The 24,856-nt window shown below is 57.6% G+C and carries 17 protein-coding genes and 5 pseudogenes; 11 read left to right on the forward strand and 11 right to left on the reverse strand.

Annotated features, from left to right (window positions below; genetic code table 11):
• The first annotated feature begins 26 nt into the window (after positions 1-26).
• From JZI28_RS23980 to JZI28_RS23990, 3 genes and pseudogenes are all read left to right on the forward strand, one after another.
• Positions 27-635, forward strand: a complete 609-nt coding sequence (locus JZI28_RS23980; RefSeq protein WP_375700308.1) for a peptidoglycan-binding protein — start codon at positions 27-29, stop codon at positions 633-635.
• Positions 636-803: 168 nt separating this feature from the next.
• On the forward strand, positions 804-1,514 hold the full coding sequence (locus JZI28_RS23985; protein ID WP_375700307.1) for a SapC family protein: 711 nt from the start codon (positions 804-806) through the stop codon (positions 1,512-1,514).
• 234 nt (positions 1,515-1,748) lie between these two features.
• Positions 1,749-1,856 (forward strand): annotated as a pseudogene (locus JZI28_RS23990) (IS5/IS1182 family transposase); the annotation flags it as partial.
• A 39-nt stretch (positions 1,857-1,895) separates the two neighbouring features.
• On the opposite strand, the pseudogene JZI28_RS23995 reads toward JZI28_RS23990, so the two are convergent.
• Positions 1,896-2,435, reverse strand: a pseudogene (locus JZI28_RS23995) (transposase); the annotation flags it as partial.
• A gap of 119 nt (positions 2,436-2,554) precedes the next feature.
• Here JZI28_RS23995 and JZI28_RS24000 point away from each other — a divergent pair.
• Positions 2,555-2,959, forward strand: a complete 405-nt coding sequence (locus JZI28_RS24000; RefSeq protein ID WP_375697740.1) for a hypothetical protein — start codon at positions 2,555-2,557, stop codon at positions 2,957-2,959.
• On the opposite strand, the gene JZI28_RS24005 is transcribed toward JZI28_RS24000, so the two are convergent.
• Positions 2,887-3,974 (reverse strand): IS3 family transposase gene (locus JZI28_RS24005; protein ID WP_375697739.1). Its coding sequence is split into 2 segments (ribosomal slippage): positions 2,887-3,713 and positions 3,713-3,974, totalling 1,089 coding nucleotides; the frame shifts between segments, so codons are not numbered across the junction. The genes JZI28_RS24000 and JZI28_RS24005 overlap by 73 nt on opposite strands.
• 55 nt (positions 3,975-4,029) lie before the next feature.
• On the opposite strand from JZI28_RS24005, the pseudogene istA reads away from it, so the two are divergent.
• Positions 4,030-5,046, forward strand: a pseudogene (istA, locus tag JZI28_RS24010) (IS21 family transposase); the annotation flags it as partial.
• Positions 5,041-5,475 (forward strand): annotated as a pseudogene (locus JZI28_RS24015) (IS21 family transposase); the annotation flags it as partial. The pseudogenes istA and JZI28_RS24015, both read left to right, overlap by 6 nt.
• 292 nt (positions 5,476-5,767) lie before the next feature.
• On the opposite strand, the gene JZI28_RS24020 reads toward JZI28_RS24015, so the two are convergent.
• The 3 genes and pseudogenes from JZI28_RS24020 to JZI28_RS24030 form a co-directional block, all read right to left on the reverse strand.
• On the reverse strand, positions 5,768-6,877 hold the full coding sequence (locus JZI28_RS24020; protein WP_375699392.1) for an IS110 family transposase: 1,110 nt from the start codon (positions 6,875-6,877) through the stop codon (positions 5,768-5,770).
• 80 nt (positions 6,878-6,957) lie between these two features.
• Positions 6,958-7,131: pseudogene (locus tag JZI28_RS24025) on the reverse strand (transposon DNA-invertase); the annotation flags it as partial.
• Positions 7,132-7,174: 43 nt separating this feature from the next.
• A complete protein-coding gene (locus tag JZI28_RS24030; protein WP_375700371.1) occupies positions 7,175-7,777 on the reverse strand; it encodes a recombinase family protein in 603 nt (200 codons plus the stop codon).
• Between the two features lie 160 nt (positions 7,778-7,937).
• Here JZI28_RS24030 and JZI28_RS24035 point away from each other — a divergent pair, with 160 nt between their 5' ends.
• Positions 7,938-10,952, forward strand: a complete 3,015-nt coding sequence (locus JZI28_RS24035; protein ID WP_375700370.1) for a Tn3 family transposase — start codon at positions 7,938-7,940, stop codon at positions 10,950-10,952.
• Between the two features lie 693 nt (positions 10,953-11,645).
• Here JZI28_RS24035 and JZI28_RS24040 read toward each other — a convergent pair.
• From JZI28_RS24040 to JZI28_RS24050, 3 genes are all read right to left on the reverse strand, one after another.
• Positions 11,646-12,008 carry a hypothetical protein gene (locus tag JZI28_RS24040; protein ID WP_375700369.1) on the reverse strand — a complete coding sequence of 121 codons (363 nt, stop codon included), beginning with the start codon at positions 12,006-12,008 and terminating at the stop codon, positions 11,646-11,648.
• Positions 12,009-12,522: 514 nt separating this feature from the next.
• On the reverse strand, positions 12,523-13,632 hold the full coding sequence (locus JZI28_RS24045) for an IS110 family transposase (RefSeq protein WP_375699392.1): 1,110 nt from the start codon (positions 13,630-13,632) through the stop codon (positions 12,523-12,525).
• Positions 13,633-13,712: 80 nt separating this feature from the next.
• Complete coding sequence (locus JZI28_RS24050; RefSeq protein ID WP_172320907.1) at positions 13,713-14,324, reverse strand: recombinase family protein; 612 nt, start codon at positions 14,322-14,324, stop codon at positions 13,713-13,715.
• 120 nt (positions 14,325-14,444) lie between these two features.
• Here JZI28_RS24050 and JZI28_RS24055 point away from each other — a divergent pair, with 120 nt between their 5' ends.
• Both JZI28_RS24055 and JZI28_RS24060 read left to right on the forward strand, forming a co-directional pair.
• A complete protein-coding gene (locus tag JZI28_RS24055; RefSeq protein WP_375700454.1) occupies positions 14,445-17,327 on the forward strand; it encodes a Tn3 family transposase in 2,883 nt (960 codons plus the stop codon).
• A 94-nt stretch (positions 17,328-17,421) separates the two neighbouring features.
• A complete protein-coding gene (locus JZI28_RS24060) occupies positions 17,422-18,531 on the forward strand; it encodes an IS110 family transposase (RefSeq protein ID WP_375699392.1) in 1,110 nt (369 codons plus the stop codon).
• A 290-nt stretch (positions 18,532-18,821) separates the two neighbouring features.
• Here the strand turns inward: JZI28_RS24060 and JZI28_RS24065 are convergent, their stop codons facing one another.
• Positions 18,822-19,520 carry a HAMP domain-containing protein gene (locus tag JZI28_RS24065; protein WP_375700455.1) on the reverse strand — a complete coding sequence of 233 codons (699 nt, stop codon included), beginning with the start codon at positions 19,518-19,520 and terminating at the stop codon, positions 18,822-18,824.
• Between the two features lie 527 nt (positions 19,521-20,047).
• Here JZI28_RS24065 and JZI28_RS24070 point away from each other — a divergent pair.
• On the forward strand, positions 20,048-22,162 hold the full coding sequence (locus JZI28_RS24070; RefSeq protein WP_375700456.1) for a DEAD/DEAH box helicase: 2,115 nt from the start codon (positions 20,048-20,050) through the stop codon (positions 22,160-22,162).
• A gap of 174 nt (positions 22,163-22,336) precedes the next feature.
• On the opposite strand, the gene glmM is transcribed toward JZI28_RS24070, so the two are convergent.
• Both glmM and JZI28_RS24080 read right to left on the reverse strand, forming a co-directional pair.
• On the reverse strand, positions 22,337-23,680 hold the full coding sequence (gene glmM, locus JZI28_RS24075; protein ID WP_295455246.1) for a phosphoglucosamine mutase: 1,344 nt from the start codon (positions 23,678-23,680) through the stop codon (positions 22,337-22,339).
• A gap of 399 nt (positions 23,681-24,079) precedes the next feature.
• Positions 24,080-24,235: a hypothetical protein gene (locus JZI28_RS24080; RefSeq protein WP_375700457.1), complete on the reverse strand. Its 156-nt coding sequence runs from the start codon at positions 24,233-24,235 to the stop codon at positions 24,080-24,082.
• A gap of 194 nt (positions 24,236-24,429) precedes the next feature.
• On the opposite strand from JZI28_RS24080, the gene JZI28_RS24085 reads away from it, so the two are divergent.
• Positions 24,430-24,798, forward strand: coding sequence for a hypothetical protein (locus JZI28_RS24085; RefSeq protein WP_375700458.1), 369 nt, complete (start codon positions 24,430-24,432; stop codon positions 24,796-24,798).
• Positions 24,799-24,856 lie beyond the last annotated feature (58 nt).

Genomic DNA, 24,856 nt, shown 5'->3' on the forward strand with positions numbered 1-24,856 from the left:
ACAAACATAAGGACGTCTCAGGGATCATGCGAAACATCTTTTCAACCCTTACGACAGCTCTCACTTTAAGCATTGCTACTCCTGCTTTGGCCGCAACATCTGATGGTGAATTTGCCGTTTACGGATGGGGCGCACGTGATTGCAACACGATCATGACCCTTCTGAATGGTGAGCAAGCTGCTCAAGCCAAAGCCCAATTAGCAGAATGGATATCGGGCTTTATTTCGGCTCAAAACAGGATGGCAGAAGGCTTGTACGATATTACCCCTGTCAAGTCTCACTCTCCAATGGTGAGCCTCGCCCAAAACATTTGCGCCAATAATCCTGATCAGCTTTTTGAAAACGTGGTGTTTGCAATGGTTGAGAGTTTTTCTGCGCTAGAGTTGACTGAAAACAGCCCACTCGTGCAATTGTCCCATAATGGACAAGCTGTTTCAGTAAACGAAGAAACTGTACGTCGCGTTCAGAAAATATTGATTGCAGATGGTAAGTTACCAACAGGCTCTGATGATGGTAAATTTGGGCCCCAGACAGCACTGAGCATTGAAGCTTGGCAAGGCGAAGCCGATATAACGGTTAATGGACTGCCAGACATGGTAACATTGTTTTTGATGGCCAAGCAGGCCACTCAATAGATTAAACGATAGCTGGGGGATGAAGAGGAAACTTGCTCTGAATCTCCCACCGTTTCTTGCTTGAAAAATGCGCAACTGTACTGTTTATCTCAACGCTGTATGATTGATACTTATAGTGCTTATATGACATGTATAACTCATCCTACCTGCTGGTAAATGGAGATCCACATGTTTGAAAATGTAGTCGCGCTTGATAGTAAAGTGCATGCAGACCACCGATTGAAACGTTCTAACAGCTTTGCGTTTGCCAAAAATGTTTTAGGCGCGCCCTTGGCTATGAGTGAAATCACTAAAGCTAGTCGTGAGTACCCAATCTTCTTTCCAACATCAGGTAGGTTTTTGCCAGTTGCTCAAATGGGCTATCGCAAAGATGGTAACCTTTATCTCGACAAAGAAAACCAGTGGTCGGCCCGCTACATACCCGCTCATATACGCCGATTTCCATTTGTCATGGGTGAAAAGAAAGAATTGGGCGAATATCTTATCATGATTGTGAAGGACCGAATTTCCACGAATGCGGATGGCGAGGTTCTTTTTAAAGATGGGTCAATTCCCACAGGTGGTGCTGTAGATCGAGCACGCACCTTCCTAACAGATTTTCAAAAAGAACTGATCAATACAGAAGCGCTCCTTAAACCATTACAGGACGCAGATATTTTGGTTCCAAAAGTCTACAAAGTTGAAGAAGGTGGAAAACTTCTTGGTACGGTCACAGACCTTCAAGTTGTGGATGCCGAAAAACTTGCGGCTCTTGACGATGTAACTTTGGCTGCATGGGTTCGCAGTGGGTTGATGGGTGTTATCATGGCGCACCTGCAGAGTTTGGACAATTGGAACAGTCAAAAAAGCTTGTCCGTGTCTAAATCTCCTGGCGACTAAAATGCTAATCATAGTTTGCGGGCGGCTTAATCAGCCTTTGATCTCTGCTGAAATTTAAATGGACATTGACCCTGTTTTTGGACAATTTTCTTGTTGGCCCTATGCGGCCTTTTTCTGAGTCATATTTTCAAAGGCCTAGTTTTGGGTTTCGTATCGGATTCCTTAATGACTTAGGCCGTGTTGACAAAAGGGATTCCCATTGGGTGCTGACCGTGATTCAAGCTGTTATCTGTGATGGAGACCAGCTTGGCACGAGACCTGATGTTAGACGAGGAATGGGCGTTCTTTGAACGGTTTATTCTGGCAGTCCGTGCGCCGAACGGGCGCAAACCAACCAACCACCCCCGAGACTGTGCCGAATTTTGTGCCTGACGCGTTTTTTTACGCCATTGGGAAGCGGTCTTCGAACATGATGGCAAGCTGACTTCTGACAGCGTGCCATTCGCGCACCGAACGCTTCCATTCGGTGGATGTAGCATTGAGCGCCAGATAGATCAATTTCGCTGCTGCCTCATCGCTTGGGAAGTGACCGCGGGTTCGGACGGCGCGCCGGATCTTCGAATTCAATGCCTCAATGGAATTCGTGGTGTAGATCAGCCTGCGCACCTCGGGCGGGTAGTCGAGGAACGGGATCACCTCGTTCCAGGCCCGGCGCCAGCTCGGTGCGATGGCCGGATACCGCCTAGCCAGATCGCTCTCCTCGAACTCTGCCAGAGCGGCCTCGGCCGCGTCGGCATCCACCGCCGTGTAGATCGTCTTTAGCGCCGTGGCGACGGCCTTGCGGTCCTTGTAGCTGGCAAAGCTCATGGAATGGCGCAGCAGGTGAACGATGCAGGTCTGGACCTGGGTCTGGGGAAAGGCCGCTTCGATGGCCTGCGGGAAGCCCTTCAGCCCATCCACGACGGCGATCAGGATGTCCTTGTATAGGGCGGTTGCAAATTAGGCCACGGTAGCGCCGGTATTTTGCCGGGGCGGGCGGCGCAAAAGTCGTCCACTTTTGCTCTCACTGTCTTTGCAGGGAGGGCCGGAGGATTTTCACCGTGGAAGTATATTTAGCCGTGCGCCGCGCGCATTTCGATGAGGGGCGCAGCAAACGTTCGATCGCCCGTGATTTTGGCCTTGCCCGTGGAACGGTCGACAAGATGTGCGCGTATTCGTCTCCCCCTGGTTACCGCCGGAGCCAGAAAGTTCGGCGCCCGAAGTTGGAAGCCTTCACCGATACAATTGACCAATGGCTTCTGGAGGATCAGAACCGTCCGAAGAAGCAACGCCATACGGCGAAGCGGATCTTTGAACGGCTCCGTGAGGAAGAAGGCTTTACCGGCGGTTATACGGTAATCCCCCCATTTTTAATTGGGTCCAGCCGTAGAATTCACGCAGCCGTTTTCAGTTTCATGGCGGGTGTCATGCCGCCGATGCCCATGTTGGGTCGCTCGTTGTTGTAAGTCCAGAGCCATTGTGTTGCCTGGTCCTGTGCCTCCTCGATGGTTTCGAAGATGTATTGCCCCAGCCATTCGCCACGAACGGTGCGGTTGTAGCGCTCGATATAGGCATTCTGTTGGGGCTTACCGGGCTGGATATATTCGAGCCGCACATTGCGTTTCTCAGCCCATTCCATGAGCTTCCCGCTGACGTATTCTGGGCCGTTGTCCACACGAATAGCTTGGGGCTTTCCGCGCCACTCAATGATCTGGTTCAGCGCACGCACGACACGTTCAGCAGGCAGCGAGAAGTCGACCTCAATAGCCAGTCCTTCGCGATTGAAGTCATCCAAGACGTTTAATGCCCTGATCGACCGGCCATCCGCCAGCTGATCCGCCATGAAGTCCATGGACCAAGTTTCATTTGGTCTTTCAGGCACAGCCAGTGGTTCCGGCTTGTCCCGCTTCAAGCGTTTCTTCGGCTTGATACGCAGGTTCAACGCCAGCTCACAGTAGACCCGGTAGACACGTTTATGGTTCCAGCCATAGCCCTGCACGTTGCGCAGATACAAAAAGCACAGGCCGAAGCCCCAGGTCCGCTTGTTAGCCGTCAAGCGTTCAAGCCAATCTGCGATCTCTTCGTTGTCATCGCTCAGCACAGGGCTGTATCTATAGCAGGTCTCGCTGATCTCGAACGCACGGCAGGCCAGAGCTATGCTGACCCCATATTGCGCAACTGCATTCATGGCCATCTCTCGCCGATGAGACGGCCTTAACGCTTTTTTCCAAGCGCTTCTTTCAGCAGGTCGTTTTGCATGCTCATCTCGGCATACATGCGCTTCAGACGACGGTTCTCTTCCGCCATATCCTTCATCTCGGAAATCAAGGACGCGTCCATGCCGCCAAACTTGGCCCGCCATTTGTAAAAACTCGCGCTGCTCATTCCGTGCTCGCGGCAAAGCTCAGAGACCGGCACACCGCCCTCCGCCTGCTTCAACACTGCCATGATTTGCGCGTCGCTAAATCGTCCATTCTTCATCATAAATCTCCTCAGATATCTTGCCGAGAAAATTCTACTTTGGAACACCACTATTTTTAGGGGGGATTACCATACGACCGTGAAGGACTATGTTCGGGGGCATCGTCAAAAAGCGCGGGAGATGTTCATTCCACTCGCCCATCCTCCGGGTCACGGGCAGGCCGATTTCGGTGAGGCCGTTGTCATCCTGGGGGGCGTGGAACAGAAGATCCACTTTTTTGCCTTTGACCTGCCCTACAGCGATGCATGCTATGTGCGGGCCTATCATGCGGCGACAACAGAAGCCTGGATGGACGGGCATGTTCACGCCTTTGAGTTCTTCGGGCGCGTGCCGCTCTCGGTGGTCTATGACAATGACAGCTGCCTTGTTGCGAAGATCGAAGCCGGAGGGCGGCGTCGGCGGACGCAGATGTTCACGGAGATGTTGTCACACTACCTTTTTGATGATCGCTACGGCCGCCCGGGCAAGGGGAACGATAAAGGCAATGTCGAAGGTCTGGTGGGCTGGTCCCGGCGCAACCTGATGGTGCCGCTGCCGGAATTCCCTGATCTGGACAGCTTCAATGTCTGGCTCGAAGAACAATGTCTGACACGGCAGTCGGCTGTCTTGCATGGGCACCGGGAGACGATCGGGGAACGGCTGAAGCGGGATCTGGCTGCCATGTCGCCACTCCCTGCAATGCCTTACCAAGCCTGCCACAAGGCAACGGGCCGGGTCAGCTCCCAATCTCTGGTGCGCTACAAATCCAATGATTACTCGGTTCCCAGCACCTATGGCTTACGGGAGGTGACGATCCGTGCGTTTGTGGATGTGGTCGAAATCGGCTGTGGTGGTGGGGTCATCGCCCGTCACGCCCGCTGCTACGAGCGCGAACAAATGATCTTCGACCCTGTGCATTACTTTGCCCTTCTGGAGACGAAGCCCGGGGCCTTGGACCAAGCCGCCCCTTTGGTCGATTGGGAGATGCCCGACGAGCTGCAAACCCTGCGTCGCCTAATGGAAGCGAGACATGCCCGCCAAGGGCGCCGAGAGTTCATTCAGGTGCTTCGGCTCCTGGAAAGCTTTGATCTGCCGCACAGTGATGCCTGCTTCGTGCGGGCCTATCCGGCGGCCACCGCCGAGGCCTGGGTCGACGGCCACGTCCACGCCTTTGCCTTTTTCGGCAAGGCACCTGTCTCGGTTCTCTACGACAACGACAGGTGCCTGGTTGCGAAGATCCTGCCGGACGGAACGCGCAAGCGGGCGACGCTCTTCAGCGGGTTCCTGTCACATTACCTGTTCCGTGATCGCTACGGCCGTCCCGGCAAGGGTAATGACAAAGGTAACGCGGAGGGCCTGGTTGGCTACTCCCGCCGCAACTTCATGGTGCCGATCCCGCGGTTTGCGTCCTGGGACGCGTTCAACGCCGATCTGGAGGAGCAGTGCCGCAAACGCCAGTCGGATGTCCTGCGGGGGCAATCCGAGACCATCGGAGACCGGCTCGCGCGGGATCTGGGGTCTGATGCCGGAGAGTGCAGGATCCTACGCTCTCATGAGCGTTTTCAGGTCTCCTGACACTATTAAACTACCCCGCTGACACGGGTTCGTCAAAGATATAGCCTGTGCAAGCGCTGGAGACGGTGGCCGAACCGATGATTGTCATGCTCTCATCCGCGGATTGGTTACCGCCTGACCAAATTCGATACGGGTTACCTCTCTCTAAGAACGGATATGTTTCCCAACGTAGTCCGAGGATTTCCCTATCAATGGCCACCGTCTCCAGCGTACTGCACAGGCAGTATGAGCCGCCGCATTACGCGGGCAACGGCGTCTTGCGTGCGATGTCCCACATAAAGCCCGCGAGTTCGCGCGCGATGGCTGCGAGCACGCGCGGCTGAGGTTTGCCAGTGTTCGACAGATGGCGGAACCGCTTGCAAAGCCGCGTCTGCGCCTTCCAGCCGATGTCCTTGATCTCCTGTGGCAGATGCGCTGAACGCTTCAGGAACGGCTGCCCCTCCTTGGGTGGGTGGCGATAGGACCATCCCGCTTCGACAAGCATCGTACGGGCTAAGGCGTTCCCAGTCTTTGTCAGGCGCCCGCGCCGCGTCGTGTTGCCGCTGGAATGCTCGCTTGGGACCAACCCGAGCCAGGCCATAAGCTGGCGTGGATTTTCAAAGCGGGTGATGTCGCCAATCTCTGCAACCACGGTCGCTGCGATGATCGTGTTCACGCCGCGCAATGCGCGAAGGCCATCGACGACAGGGGCGAAGCGCCACGTCTGAACCGCTTCATCGATCGCTTGATCCAGCGTCGCAACGCGGGTCTCCGCTTGGTCGACAGCCCGCTTCAACTCCTCGAAGGCCAGCTGCTGGTGCGAGAAGCGGAAGCGGCGGAGTTCGGCCAGCCAACGGCGGTGGCGCTTCGTCCAGTAACTGCCATTCTCGTATCGCAACCCATGCCGAAGCAGGAAGCTGAGCAGTTGCTGCTTAGCCACCTTCACGGCATCCATCGCCTGCTTGCGGGTGCGGATCAGGTCGCGCATGGCTTCCTGCTCCTCATCCGGCGTCCAGATCGCCGTCAGCTCACCGGCGCGCCACAGCCGTGCCAGCATTTCAGCGTCCCGACGATCAGTCTTCACCCGATCCCCGGCCTTGCGAGGGATCATCGCAGGCGCGACAACCGCGCATTCAAACCCGAGCTTGGTGAGATGACGATGCAGACCGTAGCCGCAGGGGCCCGCCTCGTAACAAAAGCTCGGCGTACTTCCCGCAGCCGCCAGCTGCTTGGTTAGCCGCAAAACAGAATCTGAAGTATGCGCGATCGTTCCGAAAAACCGGATCTCACCACCGCGACCATCCTCCGCAACCGCAACCACAATCGTGTCTTTGTGGACGTCCAGCCCAACGTAAGTGGTTTTGTTCATTTGCATTCTCCTTTCGAACTACTTCGTGTTCGTCAGGAAACCACACTTGCGGCCCGCGCGCCGCAAAACGCTCATCTGGTCTAAGCGCTGAGAACTCGTTTCCCGTAATCGCGTAGATTGCCGTTCGGATCGACATATCTGTAGAGCGTGACTGGTTTCACCCCGAGATCTTTGCAGAGCTCTGAAACCGATGTGTCGCGGCTGGCCATGGCAGCTTGGGCCATGCGGACCTGCGTCTTTGTCAGCGCAAACTTGGGTCCATCCCAACAAAGGTACGTAACCCACCACAGGATTTAACTACGTTTGGTGGGCTTCGGCATGGTCTGCGCGTAGCTGTTTGATGCGATCTGTTGGGAAGTATCGGTAGAACGCTGTTCGTCCGATCTTGAGCTGATCGATTACATCTCCGATGAACGGGTAGTTTTCAGTGTCTTTGAGCATTGCCTCGGCATGTTTGATGGTTTGCTCATTCATAGCCCTTGGCCGTCCACCCCGTCGCCCACGTTTTGCAGCAGCCTTAAGACCGGCACGGGTATTTTCGACAATCAGTTCCCGTTGAAATTCATCAAAGGCAGCGGTCATGTGGAAGAACAACCGCCCTTCGGGTGTGCTGGTGTCGATATTCTGGGTAAGTACTTTCAATGCGATGCCACGTTCCGCGATATCTGCGGCGGTTTTGATGACTTGCGTCAGGGATCGCGCCAAACGCGATAATTTCCACACAACCAGAGTGTCGCCTTCCCGCAGATATTCGAGGGCTGCTTTGAGTTGGGGACGTTCCCGGTGAGAGCCGGATGCTTTCTCTATATAGATTTTTTCACAACCCGCAGCCTGCAATGCATCCATTTGCAAAGCAGGGTTCTGATCCATGGTTGAGACACGAGCGTATCCGATGAGCATGATATTTGTTCTTAAAACCTATTTACGCAACTGTATCGGAACTCGCGTTTCAGAACAAGGAAACTGTGTATGATTAACTAGCTTTAATCCCGTTTTGCATTCTGACGTGTTGGCATTCCAAAAACGACGGTTTTCAGAACATCAATTTTTTGGAGTGACCATGGCCAGAATGCGGATTCTTACCGCCAGTGAACAAGACGCGTTTGATCAACCACCCGTCTTTGATCACAAGGAACGCAAGCAGTTCCTGACTCTCCCCAAAGGGCTGATGGATATCGCAAAGGGCCTGCGCACGCCTGATAGTCAGATCGGCTTCCTGCTGATGTGTGGGTATTTCAAAGCCACAAAGCGGTTTTATCAGCCCCAGGATTTTCGCGACCGTGACATTGCAGCAGCAATACACCAGTTGAAATTGCCCGAAAGCGCATTTGAACCGACCCAATATACGGAGACAACCCGCCTGCGTCACCAACGTCAAATTCTGGATTTCCATGGGTTTCCGCCGTTTGATCAAAGTGCGAGCTATGCCCTCGCTACCGAGGTTGCGACAATGGCACGGATGCATCTCAAGCCGCGTCTGATCTTTGATCGCTGCGTGGACTTCTTGATCCAGCACCGTGTGCAGGTGCCATCCGCCTATCGGCTGAATGATCTAATCCGCGCCGGTCTGCATGACCGCAAAGCAGAGCTGATTGCATTGATGGACAGTCAGTTACCCGCCGAAGCGCGGCACCTGCTCGATGATCTGTTCACGGCTCCAGACGATCAGAACCGGTATCGCCTGACCCTTCTGAAGAAACTGTCGCAATCGACCAGCCCCTCAAGAATCAAAGAGGCCGTGGCCGATTTCGAGGTCCTGTCAGAGTTGCATGATCGGCTGGACGCCGTTCTCTCAATACTTGACCTTGGCACAGCCGGTATCCGGTATTTTGCAGGCAGTGTCCTGCGATCGGAAATCTTCCAGATGCAGCGCCGGGAGCGAAACGACCGTCACCTCCATGCAGCCGCCTTTGTCGCCCATCAGTTCTATCGCTGTCAGGATAACATGATCGATCTCTGGCTCAGCGTGATGGCGTCGTTCAAGTCAGCGGCGGCTCGGGACTATCAGGAAGCCCTGGTGCAAGAACGCAAGGATCAGCAGCGGCAGATCGGCATTGTCATTGAGGGTCTGGAGATATCCGTCTTCGGTGTTCTGCGGGATATCCGCAGCGTCATGGCCGCTGCCAACCTGTCAGACGCAGAAAAGATCACTGCAACGCAGGCCCTTCTCGATCAAGGCAAGACAGACGATTTCAACCGGCTCAAGGATGATCTGGCCGCAACTACCAGTGAATCCGGTTGGCATGACATTCTGGAAGCGCGATCCGTGAAGCTGCAAAATCGCCTCAGTCCCTTGCTGAGGGCACTCACCTTCATGCCATCCAGTCGGGCGGCAGCGCTGCTGGAGGCGGTTGATCACTTCAGAAACGATAGGGATTTGTCCGCCAACCACGCGCCAATGGGTTTTCTCGACGCTGAACAGCGGGCGGCGGTTATGCGAGGTGATGGCTCTTTCCGGGTATCGCTCTACAAGGTGTTTCTGTTTCAGGCGGTCACCGCTGCGATCAAGTCCGGTGATCTGAATGTCAAACGCTCCTACAAATACCGGCCCATGGACGCCTATCTGATCGACAAGAACCGCTGGTACCGGGAAAAGGCCCGGCTGTTGGAACGCGCCGGTCTGACGGAGTTTGCTGATCCTGAACCCATTCTGGCGAGGCTGAATGCGGCACTCACGGAACAATACAAAGCAACCAACGGTCGCGCGGCGGGTAATCCTCATCTCAAACTGCGCAAAGACGGTACATTCCACATTGCCACCCCGGCGCTTGATGCCCGCGACACTGATCCATTGGGCGATCTTTTTCCGCAGCGCCATGACGTGGCACTCGCGCAGGTGCTGGAGACCGTCAATAATCACTGCAGCATGCTGCGGTCATTCGAACACTGGCAGCAAACCCATGTACGACAGGCTACATCGCATCCCGCGTTGCTGGCTGGGATCATGGGACTGGGCTGCGGGATCGGCGTGCGCAAGATGGCACGGATATCGTCCAGCGTCACAGAAAGCGAACTGGATCACACCGTGAATTGGCGCTTCTCACTGGAAAACATCCGGGCGGCCAATGATGCCGTGCTCAAGGCCATGGATGGAATGGAGTTGCCGAACCTTTATCGCCAAACACGGGATCAGCTCCATACCGCAAGTGACGGTCAAAAGTTCGAGGTGCGCGGCGACAGCCTGCATGCCAGCCGATCATTCAAGTACTTCGGGCAAGGTCAGGGGGTCAGCGCCTATACCTTTGTCGACGAGCGCAACTTCCTCTGGCATTCCTTGATGATCAGCGCCGCAGATCGCGAAAGCGCCTATGTGATCGACGGGCTCATGCACAACGACGTCGTGAAAAGCGATATTCATTCCACCGACAGCCATGGGTACACGGAAGCTGTCTTCGGGCTGACCCATCTGCTGGGGTTTTCATTTGCCCCACGTATCAAAGGCATCGGCAAACAGACCCTCTATATCTTCAAACCAAAAAACCAGGCCGATCCCGACTGGGTCATCCGACCGGATAAGACCATCAATGAGGACGCCATTCGCGACAACTGGGATGATCTTCTGCGCCTCGTGGCCACCATCAAACTCAAGGAAAACACCGCCTCCGATATTTTCCGGCGGCTGAACTCCTACTCGCGCCAGCATGCCTTATACCAGACCTTGAAAGCCTTTGGACAGATCATCAAATCTCTCTTCATTCTGCGCTATGTCGATGGGCTGGCGCTCCGACAGGCCATCGAGAAACAGCTCAACAAGGTCGAACTCGCTAACCGTTTCACCCGCGCTGTGGCAGTCGGAAACCCACGCGAATACACCCAGACCGAAAAGGAAGAACAGGAGATCGCAGAGGGCTGTAACCGGCTGATCCGGAACTCCATCATCTGCTGGAATTATCTTTACCTCACCAGACAGGTCGAAAAGGCACCGGACGCCGGGGCCAGGGAAAATCTGCTGCGCCTGATTGCAGCCCACTCCCCCATGTCATGGGCTCACATCAACATGCTCGGCGAGTACGACTTCTCAGAAGAAAAGCTCCGCGACACGCTCGGTATCCTGCCCCCGAAAAAAGCAGCGTAGAAATGAAGTGAAAACAGGAGGACCAAAATCAACGAAAAGCGCATGAATGCAGGTCAACGCAGAAATTCCTGTGGTGGGTTACGTACCTTTGTTGGGATAGACCCAGTATTGCTCCGCCGTTCACAGGATTCGCCATCTGAGATATTGCGCGCAACAGGGGTGCTGAGTAAGCTGCTATCCGCACCTGTCCAGATCAAGACGGGCTTTCAGATAGAGTTCGGAGGTTATGGGTTTCAGGGTTTCAGGGTTTATAGAAAAGCTGTTGATGAGAAGGAAACTCGGTCCTACTGAAGGCCCCTCTCATAGAAATTATGTGGCTCGCCCTGTTTTGCGGGCTAACGTCCTCCGGGAATTTTCTTGGGAGAACGAAAATATTCTTATCCTGGGGCGGGAAACTGGACTTCACGATCTGGCAAAAGAACTAGCCTCGCTCGGCGCCTCTGTGTCATTCCGCTTCTTGACGCAATTACAGGAACTCTACCAACTCCCGCTGGAGCAATATTCCACAATCATCATGAGCGATAGGTCTGATGGCCAGCAGTGTGATGTTATCGACGTTGGCGGTATTCTGAGACGTGCAGATTCCACCCTCAGGCTTGTGTGGGCATCAGAGCAGTTCAAATTGTCTGCGGTTGCCACTACAATGGATGGTCGATTTTGCGATGTACAGTTGGCGCTTCCTGCATCTCCGGCTCATTTGGAAGTCTTCCTGAGATCACCCCTGCGCTGACCGCCTTCTATAAGAGCTGCGTGCCTGCAATATTGGTGGGCCTCATGTTTGCGCTTTAGATTTGGGGCCGTGAGAAGCTGCTGCGTGATCGAAAATAAGCGGGGCATGATTTGATCGACACCTTCCATCACCTTTGCCTCTTTCCTGGGCGCATCAAGCATTTGGCATTTCGAAAGGATGAGAGGCGTATGATGTTCATCAAGATTTTGGCGAGCGTTCTCTACCAAAATATCGATAATCCCGACAGCGAGTATTCTGTCGACTCCTGCTGCCATGAGGCTTGCGATAACATTGGTCCAAGCGGCGGAGTTCTCTACATGCTTCATGCGCAATCAGCTTTCCTTGTTCGAGGCTTAGAAAGCTGTATAAATCTGGCGTAAACAAGGCACCTATAGGGCATTTGATAGGCAAGATGGGGAGAGATGAAGTGGTCCTTGGACATGTAATCCTAGGCATGGTGCTCGGCATGATTTTTGCTGCGATCAGCCTCTTTCTTGGGTCGTCACTTCTGTGGGCGCTTGTAATGTACTCCGTTGTGGGAGGGGTCTGATGCCGGAGAGTGCAGAATCCTACGCTCTCATGAGCGTTTTCAGGTCTCCTGACACTATTAAACTACCCCGCTGACACGGGTTCGTCAAAGATATAGCCTGTGCAAGCGCTGGAGACGGTGGCCGAACCGATGATTGTCATGCTCTCATCCGCGGATTGGTTACCGCCTGACCAAATTCGATACGGGTTACCTCTCTCTAAGAACGGATATGTTTCCCAACGTAGTCCGAGGATTTCCCTATCAATGGCCACCGTCTCCAGCGTACTGCACAGGCAGTATGAGCCGCCGCATTACGCGGGCAACGGCGTCTTGCGTGCGATGTCCCACATAAAGCCCGCGAGTTCGCGCGCGATGGCTGCGAGCACGCGCGGCTGAGGTTTGCCAGTGTTCGACAGATGGCGGAACCGCTTGCAAAGCCGCGTCTGCGCCTTCCAGCCGATGTCCTTGATCTCCTGTGGCAGATGCGCTGAACGCTTCAGGAACGGCTGCCCCTCCTTGGGTGGGTGGCGATAGGACCATCCCGCTTCGACAAGCATCGTACGGGCTAAGGCGTTCCCAGTCTTTGTCAGGCGCCCGCGCCGCGTCGTGTTGCCGCTGGAATGCTCGCTTGGGACCAACCCGAGCCAGGCCATAAGCTGGCGTGGATTTTCAAAGCGGGTGATGTCGCCAATCTCTGCAACCACGGTCGCTGCGATGATCGTGTTCACGCCGCGCAATGCGCGAAGGCCATCGACGACAGGGGCGAAGCGCCACGTCTGAACCGCTTCATCGATCGCTTGATCCAGCGTCGCAACGCGGGTCTCCGCTTGGTCGACAGCCCGCTTCAACTCCTCGAAGGCCAGCTGCTGGTGCGAGAAGCGGAAGCGGCGGAGTTCGGCCAGCCAACGGCGGTGGCGCTTCGTCCAGTAACTGCCATTCTCGTATCGCAACCCATGCCGAAGCAGGAAGCTGAGCAGTTGCTGCTTAGCCACCTTCACGGCATCCATCGCCTGCTTGCGGGTGCGGATCAGGTCGCGCATGGCTTCCTGCTCCTCATCCGGCGTCCAGATCGCCGTCAGCTCACCGGCGCGCCACAGCCGTGCCAGCATTTCAGCGTCCCGACGATCAGTCTTCACCCGATCCCCGGCCTTGCGAGGGATCATCGCAGGCGCGACAACCGCGCATTCAAACCCGAGCTTGGTGAGATGACGATGCAGACCGTAGCCGCAGGGGCCCGCCTCGTAACAAAAGCTCGGCGTACTTCCCGCAGCCGCCAGCTGCTTGGTTAGCCGCAAAACAGAATCTGAAGTATGCGCGATCGTTCCGAAAAACCGGATCTCACCACCGCGACCATCCTCCGCAACCGCAACCACAATCGTGTCTTTGTGGACGTCCAGCCCAACGTAAGTGGTTTTGTTCATTTGCATTCTCCTTTCGAACTACTTCGTGTTCGTCAGGAAACCACACTTGCGGCCCGCGCGCCGCAAAACGCTCATCTGGTCTAAGGGCTGAGAACCCGTTTCCCATAATCGCGCAGATTGCCATTTGGGTCGACATATCGGTAGAGCGTGACCGGTTTGACCCCCAGTTCCTTACAGAGTTCAGGAACTGACGTGTCGCGGCTAGCCATAGCGGCCTGGGCCATGCGGACCTGCGCTTTCGTCAGCGCGAACTTCCTTCCACCCTTTCGGCCGCGGGCGCGGGCCGCTTGGAGCCCCGCCATTGTGCGTTCGCGGATCAGCTCGCTTTCGAATTCGGCGAGAGCGGCAAAGATGCCGAATGAAAGTCGTCCTGCCGCAGTCGTTGTGTCAATCTGCGCGCCTTGCCCAGTGAGAACCTTGAGGCCGACGCCACGCTCGGACAGCATGCTAACGGTTTTGACAAGGTGGTGGAGGCTGCGACCCATGCGGTCGAGCTTCCACACGACCAGAACATCGCCCTTGCGCAATGCCTTGAGGCAGGCCTCAAGACCGGATCGGTCATCCTTCTTTCCAGATGCCAGGTCCGAATAGATCTGGCCTTCTTCGACCCCTGCTCCGATCAAGGCGTCTCGCTGTAAATCGAGGGACTGGCTGCCGTCGGCTTTCGAGACCCGTGCATAGCCGATCAGCATGTTTCACAAACGTTCGTTTGAGACGATCTGGAAAACGACGCGCTTTCAGCCATCCGAACAATTCCCTATTCAGTATCTTAATCATCAATACGCAAACCATATGTAGAAAGCAAAAGGAACATGGCGCATCGTACTATCCTCACCGAGCGTCAGCGCTCAGTACTTTTTGATCTTCCGACCGATGAAACGGCGATGTTGCGCCACTACACCCTTGCGGACGACGATCTGGAAATCATCCGCGCCCGCCGCCGCCCCCACAATCGTTTTGGGTTTGCTCTCCAGCTTTGCGCATTGCGCTATCCCGGTCGGTTGTTGACCCCGGGCGAGGTCATTCCAATGGAGATCACGCGCTTCCTGGCTGCGCAGCTTGGGCTGAAATCAGACGATCTGGCTGGATATGCAAGCCGCGAAGAAACGCGTCATGAACATCTGGCGGCCCTGCGGGATCTCTATAGCTACAAGATGTTCACTGGCCGAGGATCGCGCGACCTGAAGGCCTGGCTGGAGAGAACAGCCGAAACTGCCCGGTCGAACGAGGACTTGGCGCGGCGTTTCGTGGAACAATGCCGGGCGACCCAGACCATTCTACCAGGGATCACGGTTATCGAACGCCTTTGCGCGGATGCACTCGTTGCTGCAGAGCGACGGATCGACGCTCGGATTGCCGACCGGCTGGATGATGAGATGTGCAGTCGACTTGACGCCTTGCTGACGGAAATGGCGGACGGTTCTGTCACCCGCTTTGTCTGGCTGCGCCAGTTTGAGGTGGGCCAGAACTCGGCCGACATGAACCGGCTGCTCGGCCGGTTGGAATTCTTGCAGACCATGGCCGTGGACCGAACCGTCCTGTCGGGTGTGCCGCCCCACCGTATCGCGCGCCTCCGACGGCAAGGTGAACGTTACTTCGCCGGAGATCTGCGGGATATCTCCGGCGACCGCCGCCTTGCCATCCTCGCGGTCTGCGCTCTGGAATGGCGCAGTGCCATTGCCGATGCCGTGGTCGAAAGCCATGACCGGATTGTGGGGAAGACGTGGCGCGAGGCGAAACGCGTATGCGATGCTCGGGCAGATGACGCCAAGGCTGCTTTGAAAGACACCTTGCAGGGCTTCTCAAATTTTGGATCAGCTCTGCTGGAAGCACATGAAGATCAGGCCTCCCTGATCGAGGCCATTCAAAACGCCGGAGGCTGGTCATCGCTGAGGGGGCTTGTTTCCACCGCCGCCCAACTGACTGACACATTGGCGGCTGATCCACTGGCACATGTTGTTCACGGGTATCATCGCTTCCGACGCTATGCGCCGCGCATGCTACGGGCGCTCGATATTCAGGCGGCACCGGTGGCGGAACCGTTGCTTGCCGCCGCCGACATCGTCGCGGGTACGGAAACGACGACTACCCGGCCACTGACCTTTCTGCGCCGGGCTTCGAAATGGCATCGACACTTGAATCACGACGATGGGAACCGGCTTTGGGAGGTGGCGGTCCTGTGCCACCTGCGCGACGCATTCCGTGCCGGCGACATCTGGCTCACACATTCCCGCCGATATGGCGATCTCAAGGACGCGCTTTTTCCGACAGAAGTTGCCACGGCCACGCCAAAACTGGCCATGCCGTTTGAACCGGAGCTCTGGCTCGCGGATCGAAAATCTCGCCTGGCAGATGGCTTGGAACGACTGGCCCGCGCCGCCAGGGCGGGTGCCATTCCGGGAGGTTCTATCGAAGGTGGCGTGCTCAAGATCGACCGTCTGACGGCGGCTGTCCCCGAAGAGGCCGATGCCATGGTGCTCGATCTTTACAACCGCCTGCCGGAGATCAGGATCACAGACCTCCTGCTCGAAGTGGATGACGAGATCGGCTTTACCGAGGCCTTCACCCATCTGCGCACCGGCGTTCCATGCAAAGACAGGGTCGGCATGTTGAACGTGCTGCTGGCTGAAGGGCTGAACCTTGGCCTCAGCAAAATGGCTGGGGCCACGAACACCCATGATTATTTCCAGCTCTCGCGCCTGTCGCGCTGGCATGTGGAAAGCGAGGCGATGGCACGCGCCCTGGCCATGGTGATCGAAGGTCAATCTGCCTTGCCGATGGCCCGGTTCTGGGGCGCAGGGCAGACCGCTTCGAGTGACGGGCAATTCTTCCCGACCACGCGCCAGGGCGAGGCGATGAACCTGATCAACGCCAAATACGGCCATGAACCCGGTCTGAAAGCCTATACCCATGTCTCCGACCAGTTCGGCCCTTTCGCCACCCAGACCATCCCGGCCACGGTGAACGAGGCCCCTTACATCCTGGACGGCCTGTTGATGACAGACGCAGGTCAGAAAATCCGCGAACAGTATGCCGACACGGGCGGCTTCACCGACCACGTCTTCGCCGTCACCGCCCTTCTGGGCTTTCAGTTCATCCCGCGCATCCGGGATCTGCCATCCAAGCGCCTTTACCTCTTCGATCCGAAATCCTGCCCGAAAGAGCTGACGGGCTTGATAGGCGGCAAGGTCAGGGAACCTGTCATCAGCTCGAACTGGCCCGACCTCCTACGCGCAGCGGCCACCATGGTTGCGGGCGCGATGCCGCCAAGCCAACTCTTGCGAAAATTCGCGGCATATCCCCGACAGCATGAACTTGCGGTAGCATTGCGCGAAATCGGCCGGATCGAACGGACGCTGTTCATCATCGATTGGCTGCTGGATGCCGACATGCAACGCCGCGCCCAAATCGGCCTGAATAAGGGCGAAGCGCATCATGCGCTGAAAAACGCCCTGCGCATTGGTCGCCAAGGTGAAATTCGCGATAGAACAACCGAGGGACAGCACTTCCGAATGGCCGGGCTGAACCTGCTCGCCGCTATCATCATTTACTGGAACACCAAGCACCTTGGCCAAGCTGTCACGGCGCGCCAACGCGACCGTCTGGGTTGTTCACCAGATCTGCTAGCGCACATCTCGCCACTCGGATGGGCCCACATCCTTCTCACCGGTGAATACAGGTGGTCAAAAAAATGATCAAACCGCCTTAGACCAGATGAGCGTTTTGCGGCGCGCGGGCCGCAAGTGTGGTTTCCTGACGAACACGAAGTAGTTCGAAAGGAGAATGCAAATGAACAAAACCACTTACGTTGGGCTGGACGTCCACAAAGACACGATTGTGGTTGCGGTTGCGGAGGATGGTCGCGGTGGTGAGATCCGGTTTTTCGGAACGATCGCGCATACTTCAGATTCTGTTTTGCGGCTAACCAAGCAGCTGGCGGCTGCGGGAAGTACGCCGAGCTTTTGTTACGAGGCGGGCCCCTGCGGCTACGGTCTGCATCGTCATCTCACCAAGCTCGGGTTTGAATGCGCGGTTGTCGCGCCTGCGATGATCCCTCGCAAGGCCGGGGATCGGGTGAAGACTGATCGTCGGGACGCTGAAATGCTGGCACGGCTGTGGCGCGCCGGTGAGCTGACGGCGATCTGGACGCCGGATGAGGAGCAGGAAGCCATGCGCGACCTGATCCGCACCCGCAAGCAGGCGATGGATGCCGTGAAGGTGGCTAAGCAGCAACTGCTCAGCTTCCTGCTTCGGCATGGGTTGCGATACGAGAATGGCAGTTACTGGACGAAGCGCCACCGCCGTTGGCTGGCCGAACTCCGCCGCTTCCGCTTCTCGCACCAGCAGCTGGCCTTCGAGGAGTTGAAGCGGGCTGTCGACCAAGCGGAGACCCGCGTTGCGACGCTGGATCAAGCGATCGATGAAGCGGTTCAGACGTGGCGCTTCGCCCCTGTCGTCGATGGCCTTCGCGCATTGCGCGGCGTGAACACGATCATCGCAGCGACCGTGGTTGCAGAGATTGGCGACATCACCCGCTTTGAAAATCCACGCCAGCTTATGGCCTGGCTCGGGTTGGTCCCAAGCGAGCATTCCAGCGGCAACACGACGCGGCGCGGGCGCCTGACAAAGACTGGGAACGCCTTAGCCCGTACGATGCTTGTCGAAGCGGGATGGTCCTATCGCCACCCACCCAAGGAGGGGCAGCCGTTCCTGAAGCGTTCAGCGCATCTGCCACAGGAGATCAAGGACATCGGCTGGAAGGCGCAGACGCGGCTTTGCAAGCGGTTCCGCCATCTGTCGAACACTGGCAAACCTCAGCCGCGCGTGCTCGCAGCCATCGCGCGCGAACTCGCGGGCTTTATGTGGGACATCGCACGCAAGACGCCGTTGCCCGCGTAATGCGGCGGCTCATACTGCCTGTGCAGTACGCTGGAGACGGTGGCCATTGATAGGGAAATCCTCGGACTACGTTGGGAAACATATCCGTTCTTAGAGAGAGGTAACCCGTATCGAATTTGGTCAGGCGGTAACCAATCCGCGGATGAGAGCATGACAATCATCGGTTCGGCCACCGTCTCCAGCGCTTGCACAGGCTATATCTTTGACGAACCCGTGTCAGCGGGGTAGTTTAATAGTGTCAGGAGACCTGAAAACGCTCATGAGAGCGTAGGATTCTGCACTCTCCGGCATCAGACCCCATCCTGGGCGCGCAGCTCGGCGATCTCATGTGTTTTTTCGTGCAGCTGGTGCAGCGCCTGGGCCATCAGGCCGATTTCATCGCGGCGCTCCAATCCGGGGACGGTGCCATCAAAAGTATCAGTGCGCATGGCTGACAGCGTCTTGATGATCGCCGCCACCGGCCGCGACAGGCGCGACAGGGCCAGGAAGATGACAATGGTAATGATCACCAGCACGAAGCTGGAAAGCGCCAGGTGGCTGAGAATGGCGTTGCGCAGGGGCTCGGCGATGGAAGACGCGGGGAGGGTGACTTCCAGGTGTCCCAGATCCTGCGGTTTGCCGAAGCCGGTATAGACAATCTTCTGACTGGCGCGCAGGTCATTGGCTGCGGGACTATAGTCGGGGTTTGCCTGGGCAAAAATCTGGGTGCCGCTGGTGTCAAAAACCTGCATCTGCGCCACCCGTCCTTGGCGCAGGATATCCTGGACCAGATTTTGGATCTGGGCGGGGTCGTCATAGTGCATTGGCTGTGCCAGGGCTGCAGCGGTAAACCGCAGCACCAGATCGCTCTCGTGCTCCAGGGTGGCCATAAAGAGCTCTTTGTGATCCAGCACCTCATGCACAATGCTGAAACATTGAATCAGGAAAACCGGAAGCAGCATGCTGAGCAACAGGCGGGTGCGGAAAGATGTATTGGCAAAAAAATTCATTTCTTTGCGGAGCCCTGTCCCTGGTTTGACCTGGTCCCTGTGGGTGGCCTGGCCTTTGTGCGTGGCACTACTTCCCCCCGTCGGCGAACCAGTGAGGGCAGCAGTCAGAAAGCGAATACCCCACATGGAAGGGGGCTTTGGTGTGATAATCTGCAGGCGGAGTGTGACAACAGATCGTTAAATGAGCGTATGGAAGGGGGGAGAAACGCGCCTCTTGGGGGGATGGTTTTGCGTTTGAAAATGTAAAAATTGACATAAAGGATCAGGCATAAACCGCCGCTCTGGGCTCTACAGTGCAGCCCCGGAGCTGGCAGCAGCGCTCCAGTCTGTGCGCCAGTTTGCGGCCCAGTCTGCGGCCTCTGCCGGGCAAAGCTGGGCCTGGGTCATTGGCTGCAGCCAGAGATCCCCAGAGATGACTATACATGGGCGCATGAATGGCCTATACGCGGCCAATTGCTGCCGGGGCCCTGGCCTTTCGAGCGGCAGACCTGGTTTGGCCTCCCGCCCCAATAGAAAAGCAGATCATCTTGAAACAGACATTAGCTCTGGCGCTTGAGCGCCGTGGATATTCCTCTTTGACCCCTGTACAGGAGGCGGTCTCTGATCCTGCCCTTGCCGGGGTCGACCTTCTGGTTTCGGCGCAGACCGGGTCGGGTAAGACCGTCGGGTTTGGCCTGGCCATTGCCGATACAATTCTGGGCGCAGAGGATAAATTTTCTCCCGCCGCGACGCCACTGGCGCTGGTGATTGCCCCAACCCGCGAGCTGGCGATGCAGGTCAAGCGGGAACTGGCCTGGCTGTATGGTGAGGCCGGCGCGGTGATGGCCTCCTGTGTGGGCGGCATGGATATGCGCGATGAGCGTCGTGCGCTGGACCGCGGTGCCCATATCGTGGTGGCGACGCCCGGGCGTCTGCGCGACCATATCATGCGCGGCTCCATTGACCTGTCTGATCTGCGCGCCGTGGTGCTGGACGAAGCCGATGAGATGCTGGATCTGGGCTTTCGCGAAGATCTGGAATTCATTCTGGGCGAAAGCCCCGATGAGCGTCAGACATTGCTGTTCTCGGCCACCGTGCCGCCGGCCATTGCAGGCCTGGCCAAAAGCTATCAGCGCGATGCCCAGCGGATCTCGACCGTGGCAGAGAAAAGCCAGCACAGCGATATCGAATATCAGGCGATGTCTGTCGCTGCGCGCGATGATGAAAACGCCATTATCAATGTGTTGCGCTATTTTGAATCGCCCAATGCCATTGTGTTCTGCAACACCCGCGCCATGGTTAACCGGCTGCTGAGCCGCCTGTCCAACCGTGGCTTTTCGGTGGTGGCCCTGTCCGGTGAGCTGTCCCAGGCCGAGCGGAGCCATGCGCTGCAGGCGATGCGCGATGGCCGTGCCCGGGTCTGCGTGGCGACGGATGTGGCGGCGCGCGGTATTGACCTGCCGAACCTGGATCTGGTGGTACACGCCGAGCTGCCCAACAGCCACGAAACCCTGTTGCACCGCTCGGGCCGGACCGGCCGGGCGGGACGCAAGGGCGTCAGCGCCCTGGTGGTGCCACCTAAATCGACCCGCAAGGCCGAGCGCCTGCTGAAGATGGCCAAGCTCAGCGCCACCTGGGACACTGCGCCCTCGGCGGAGATGATCAAGGAACGGGACGGCGAGCGCATGCTGGCAGATCCCGCCTGGAGCGAGGCACCGGCGGCGAGTGAAGAACCCATGGTGGCCAAGCTGGCCGAAGAGTTTTCACCGCAGCAGTTGGCCGCGGCCTATCTGCGGCTGTGGAATGCCGGTCGCTCGGCACCAGAAGAGCTGTCGGCGGCCAATGCCAAGCCCGAACCGCGGGCGCCCTTTGGCCCCAGTACCTGGTTCTCGCTGGACACCGGCCGCGACAAGGGCGCCGATCCGCGCCGTCTGCTGCCGATGCTGTGCCGCGCTGGGGATATCACCAAAAGCGATATCGGTGCGATTCGGATCCAGCAGGACGAAAGCTTTGCCGAGATTCGTGAGGCCCAGGTCGCGGGCTTTCTGAAATCCATGGGGTCCGAGATGGTGCTGGATGACGGCACCAAGGTGACCCAGCTGGCCAGTCCGCCCAATTTGCCTGCCGGCCGTCCTGGGGGGCGTCCCTCTGGCCCCGGTAAATCTGGTCCCGGTAAATCTGGTGGCTACCAAGGTAAGCGCGAGGGCGGCCCCCGCGAGGGCGGCTACAAGGACAAGAAACCCTATGGCGGTGACAAGGGCGGCGACAAGCCGCGCGGTGAGCGTTCTGGGGGCGATCGGTTTGAGCGTCCCGAACGTAAAGAACGGTCGGAACGGCCGCGGCACAAGGCGGCAGCCCCGCGTGAACCCAATGCGGTGGTGAGCGAAGTCAGCCCACGCAGCAAGCCCGCTGCAAAACCGGCGACCAAACAGGCAGCCAAACCAGCGGCAAAGGCAGAGAGCAAGCCGAGCTATCGCGCGGGCGCGGGCGATCCCGGCAAGAGCTGGCGCAAAGAGGGCGGCAAACCCGGCGCAAAACGCAGCGGCCCCAAAGGCCCACCGCCGCCCAAAGGCAAGGCCAGCAGCAAAAAGAACCGCGCCCGCACGGCAGAAGCCAAAGCCGCCAAGGGCGGCGGCGCCAAACCCCGGCGCCCCAAAGCGTAAGGGCAATGGTCTGTTTGTAAATAGAAAACGCCGCTGAGGAGCTCTCCTTAGCGGCGTTTTTCCGTTTTGGATCTTCGTAAAAATGGGGCGCTGCCCCCGGCCCTTTTGGGCCTCCCCCGAGGTATTTTGGGTAAGATGAAATCTGGCAGCTTCGGCCCTGATGCGGCCCTGGGGTCAGCTGGTTGCGGCCTCAACGGCGGCGGCCACCTCGGTTACGGTGGCATTGAGGAGGGGCTCGTTTTCGCATTCGGCCATCACCCTGATCAGTGGCTCGGTGCCGGATTTGCGGATCAACAGGCGGCCCTTGCCCTCGAGTGCGGCTTCGGCGTCGCGGATTGCGGCCTGCACTGGTGGGCTGTCCAGCGGGGTCTGGCCGGCCGCAAAGCGCACGTTTTGCAGCAGCTGTGGCACCGGGGTGAACTGGGTGAGCAGATCTGAGGCGGGTTTGCCGGTTTCGACCATGGCGGCGAGCATATGCAGCCCGGCCATCAACCCGTCGCCGGTGGTGGCGTGATCGCTCATCACGATATGGCCGGACTGTTCACCACCCAGGTTGAAACCGCCGGCCCGCATCCGTTCCACCACATAGCGGTCGCCCACAGCGGTGCGTTCCAGCCGCAGCCCCTGGTCTGCAAGGTGACGTTCGAGACCGAGGTTGGACATCACCGTGGCAACCAGGGCATTGCCCGTCAGGGTTCCGGCCTTGGCCCAGCGGCCAGCCAGCAGGGCCATCAGCTGATCCCCATCGGCGACGCTGCCGGTCTCGTCGATCATGATCACCCGGTCGGCGTCGCCATCTAGACAGATACCCACATCGGCGCCATGGGCCACCACCGCTTCGGCGGCGGTTTGTGGCTGGGTCGAGCCGCAGCCGAGATTGATATTTCGTCCATTGGGGGAGACGCCCAGAGGCACCACCTCGGCGCCCAGCTCCCAAAGTACCTCGGGCGCGGTGCGGTGGGCGGCGCCGTTGGCACAGTCCAGCACCACCTTGAGCCCATCCAGGCGAATGTCCCGCGGCAGCGAGGATTTCACCCGCTCGCCATAGCGGAACCGGGCATCATCGATGCGTTTGGCATGGCCGATGTGCTGCGCCTGTGCAGGCTCCACACCGGCCGCGAGCAGGGCTTCGATTTCCATCTCCGCCTGATCCGACAGCTTGAAGCCGTCAGGGCCGAAGAACTTGATGCCATTGTCTTCGGCTGGGTTGTGGCTGGCAGAGATCATCACGCCCAGGTCGGCGCGCATGGAGCGGGTCATTAGACCCACGGCGGGGGTTGGCACCGGTCCCAGCAAAAGCACGTTCATCCCTGTTGAGGTCAGCCCGGCTGTCAGCGCGTTTTCAAACATATAGCCTGACAGGCGGGTATCCTTGCCGATCACCACCCGGTGGACGCCCCCCGCCTCGCGGCGAAAATACCGCCCCACGGCGGCACCGATGCGCAGCGCCATATCGGCGGTCATTGGATGGATGTTGGCGGTGCCCCGGACTCCGTCCGTGCCAAATAATTTGCGCATTTAAATATGTCCCATAAATGTTTGCTCGCATTGGCCAGCGGTATTGTGGCCAGCATTATTGTGGCTGGTGTTACCGCAGCCTGTGTCACTGTCACCAGGTCCTAAGCCTTTGCCTGTAGCATAAAGCAGGTGCCGGGCAGCGCCAGAGAAGCGCCTGGTATCTGCGCCAGACAGGCAAGATCCTGCAGGCGTGCCAGCCCAGGTGGCGGTGCTTTGGGGTCACCGTCTGCAAAAGGCTGTGCGATCCACTGACGCCGACCGAAGACAGCAAAAGGCGGGCCGTCAAGAGGCCCGCCTTTTGAATATCTCTAGCCAGATCAAACTTCAGTACCAGACCCGGACCGGGGACCGGGGACCGGGGAACGCGCAGTCAGATTCAGAAATCGGCAGAATTACGCGCTAGTCTTCTGTGGTGGTTATGGTTGTACCGGTTGTGCCGTCTTCGTTGGTGACGGTTGGGTCAATTGCGGCGGTATTATCGAGTGCATCATCGACGGCAAAAGCAGCTGTGGAGGTTGCTGCTGTCAAAAGCAGGGCTGCAAGAATCTCTTTCAAAATCCAAATCTCCTTTGGAACGTTCGTTAGAATTACTCTATGCGAGCTGGACGAAAATTTCAACGCAAGGCATAGAGCTGAATTGCTTGACGAATGGTTTTTAAGCGAAAATTAGCGTGAAAATTCTCACTCTGTGACACAAACGCCTAGTTCGAGAGGTCGCGAATGCGCAGATAGTAGCGGCGCTGACCCCCATGGGCGGCACTTTCCGCCTGTCGTTTGATGGCACCGGCGCTGCCGAACTGCTGGTGGACCAGGCGGGCAATATCACCATTCCCGGCCATCTGATCACCACCGGCGGTGGCGGCGCCTGTACTGTGGCCGATCCCTGTGACGCGGTTTTTGACCCCGAGGCCTATCAGGTGCCCTCGATCGAGGATCACGCCGCCGAGATGTGGGCCAACAAGCACCTGCCAGCGGTGGGCCCAACCGGTCCGAATATCGCGGTCAATGTTTCGGAAAAGATGCTGCGGATGCTGAACGAGCTGGAAACCGCACATATCTATATCGAACAGCTGAACAGCCGGATTTCAGAGCTGGAAACCCGCCTGAACGAAGGCTGAACGCGCCCGACCCAAGAGGGGGGCTACGGGCCCTCCTCTGTGTCCCGCCCTCTGTATT

The organism is Pseudophaeobacter sp. TrK17 (assembly GCF_042192375.1).
In the GTDB taxonomy this organism is placed as follows: domain Bacteria; phylum Pseudomonadota; class Alphaproteobacteria; order Rhodobacterales; family Rhodobacteraceae; genus Pseudophaeobacter.

What these genes read in the sequence shown, in the direction of transcription:
- JZI28_RS23985 (WP_375700307.1), top strand. Translation starts at nt 804, where the DNA reads ATGTTTGAAAATGTAGTCGCGCTTGATAGTAAAGTGCATGCAGACCAC.
- JZI28_RS24020 (WP_375699392.1), bottom strand. Translation starts at nt 6,877, where the DNA reads ATGAACAAAACCACTTACGTTGGGCTGGACGTCCACAAAGACACGATT.
- JZI28_RS24065 (WP_375700455.1), bottom strand. Translation starts at nt 19,520, where the DNA reads ATGAATTTTTTTGCCAATACATCTTTCCGCACCCGCCTGTTGCTCAGC.
- glmM (WP_295455246.1), bottom strand. Translation starts at nt 23,680, where the DNA reads ATGCGCAAATTATTTGGCACGGACGGAGTCCGGGGCACCGCCAACATC.
- JZI28_RS23980 (WP_375700308.1), top strand. Translation starts at nt 27, where the DNA reads ATGCGAAACATCTTTTCAACCCTTACGACAGCTCTCACTTTAAGCATT.
- JZI28_RS24030 (WP_375700371.1), bottom strand. Translation starts at nt 7,777, where the DNA reads ATGCTCATCGGATACGCTCGTGTCTCAACCATGGATCAGAACCCTGCT.
- JZI28_RS24055 (WP_375700454.1), top strand. Translation starts at nt 14,445, where the DNA reads ATGGCGCATCGTACTATCCTCACCGAGCGTCAGCGCTCAGTACTTTTT.
- JZI28_RS24085 (WP_375700458.1), top strand. Translation starts at nt 24,430, where the DNA reads ATGGGCGGCACTTTCCGCCTGTCGTTTGATGGCACCGGCGCTGCCGAA.
- JZI28_RS24045 (WP_375699392.1), bottom strand. Translation starts at nt 13,632, where the DNA reads ATGAACAAAACCACTTACGTTGGGCTGGACGTCCACAAAGACACGATT.
- JZI28_RS24035 (WP_375700370.1), top strand. Translation starts at nt 7,938, where the DNA reads ATGGCCAGAATGCGGATTCTTACCGCCAGTGAACAAGACGCGTTTGAT.
- JZI28_RS24050 (WP_172320907.1), bottom strand. Translation starts at nt 14,324, where the DNA reads ATGCTGATCGGCTATGCACGGGTCTCGAAAGCCGACGGCAGCCAGTCC.
- JZI28_RS24040 (WP_375700369.1), bottom strand. Translation starts at nt 12,008, where the DNA reads ATGAAGCATGTAGAGAACTCCGCCGCTTGGACCAATGTTATCGCAAGC.
- JZI28_RS24060 (WP_375699392.1), top strand. Translation starts at nt 17,422, where the DNA reads ATGAACAAAACCACTTACGTTGGGCTGGACGTCCACAAAGACACGATT.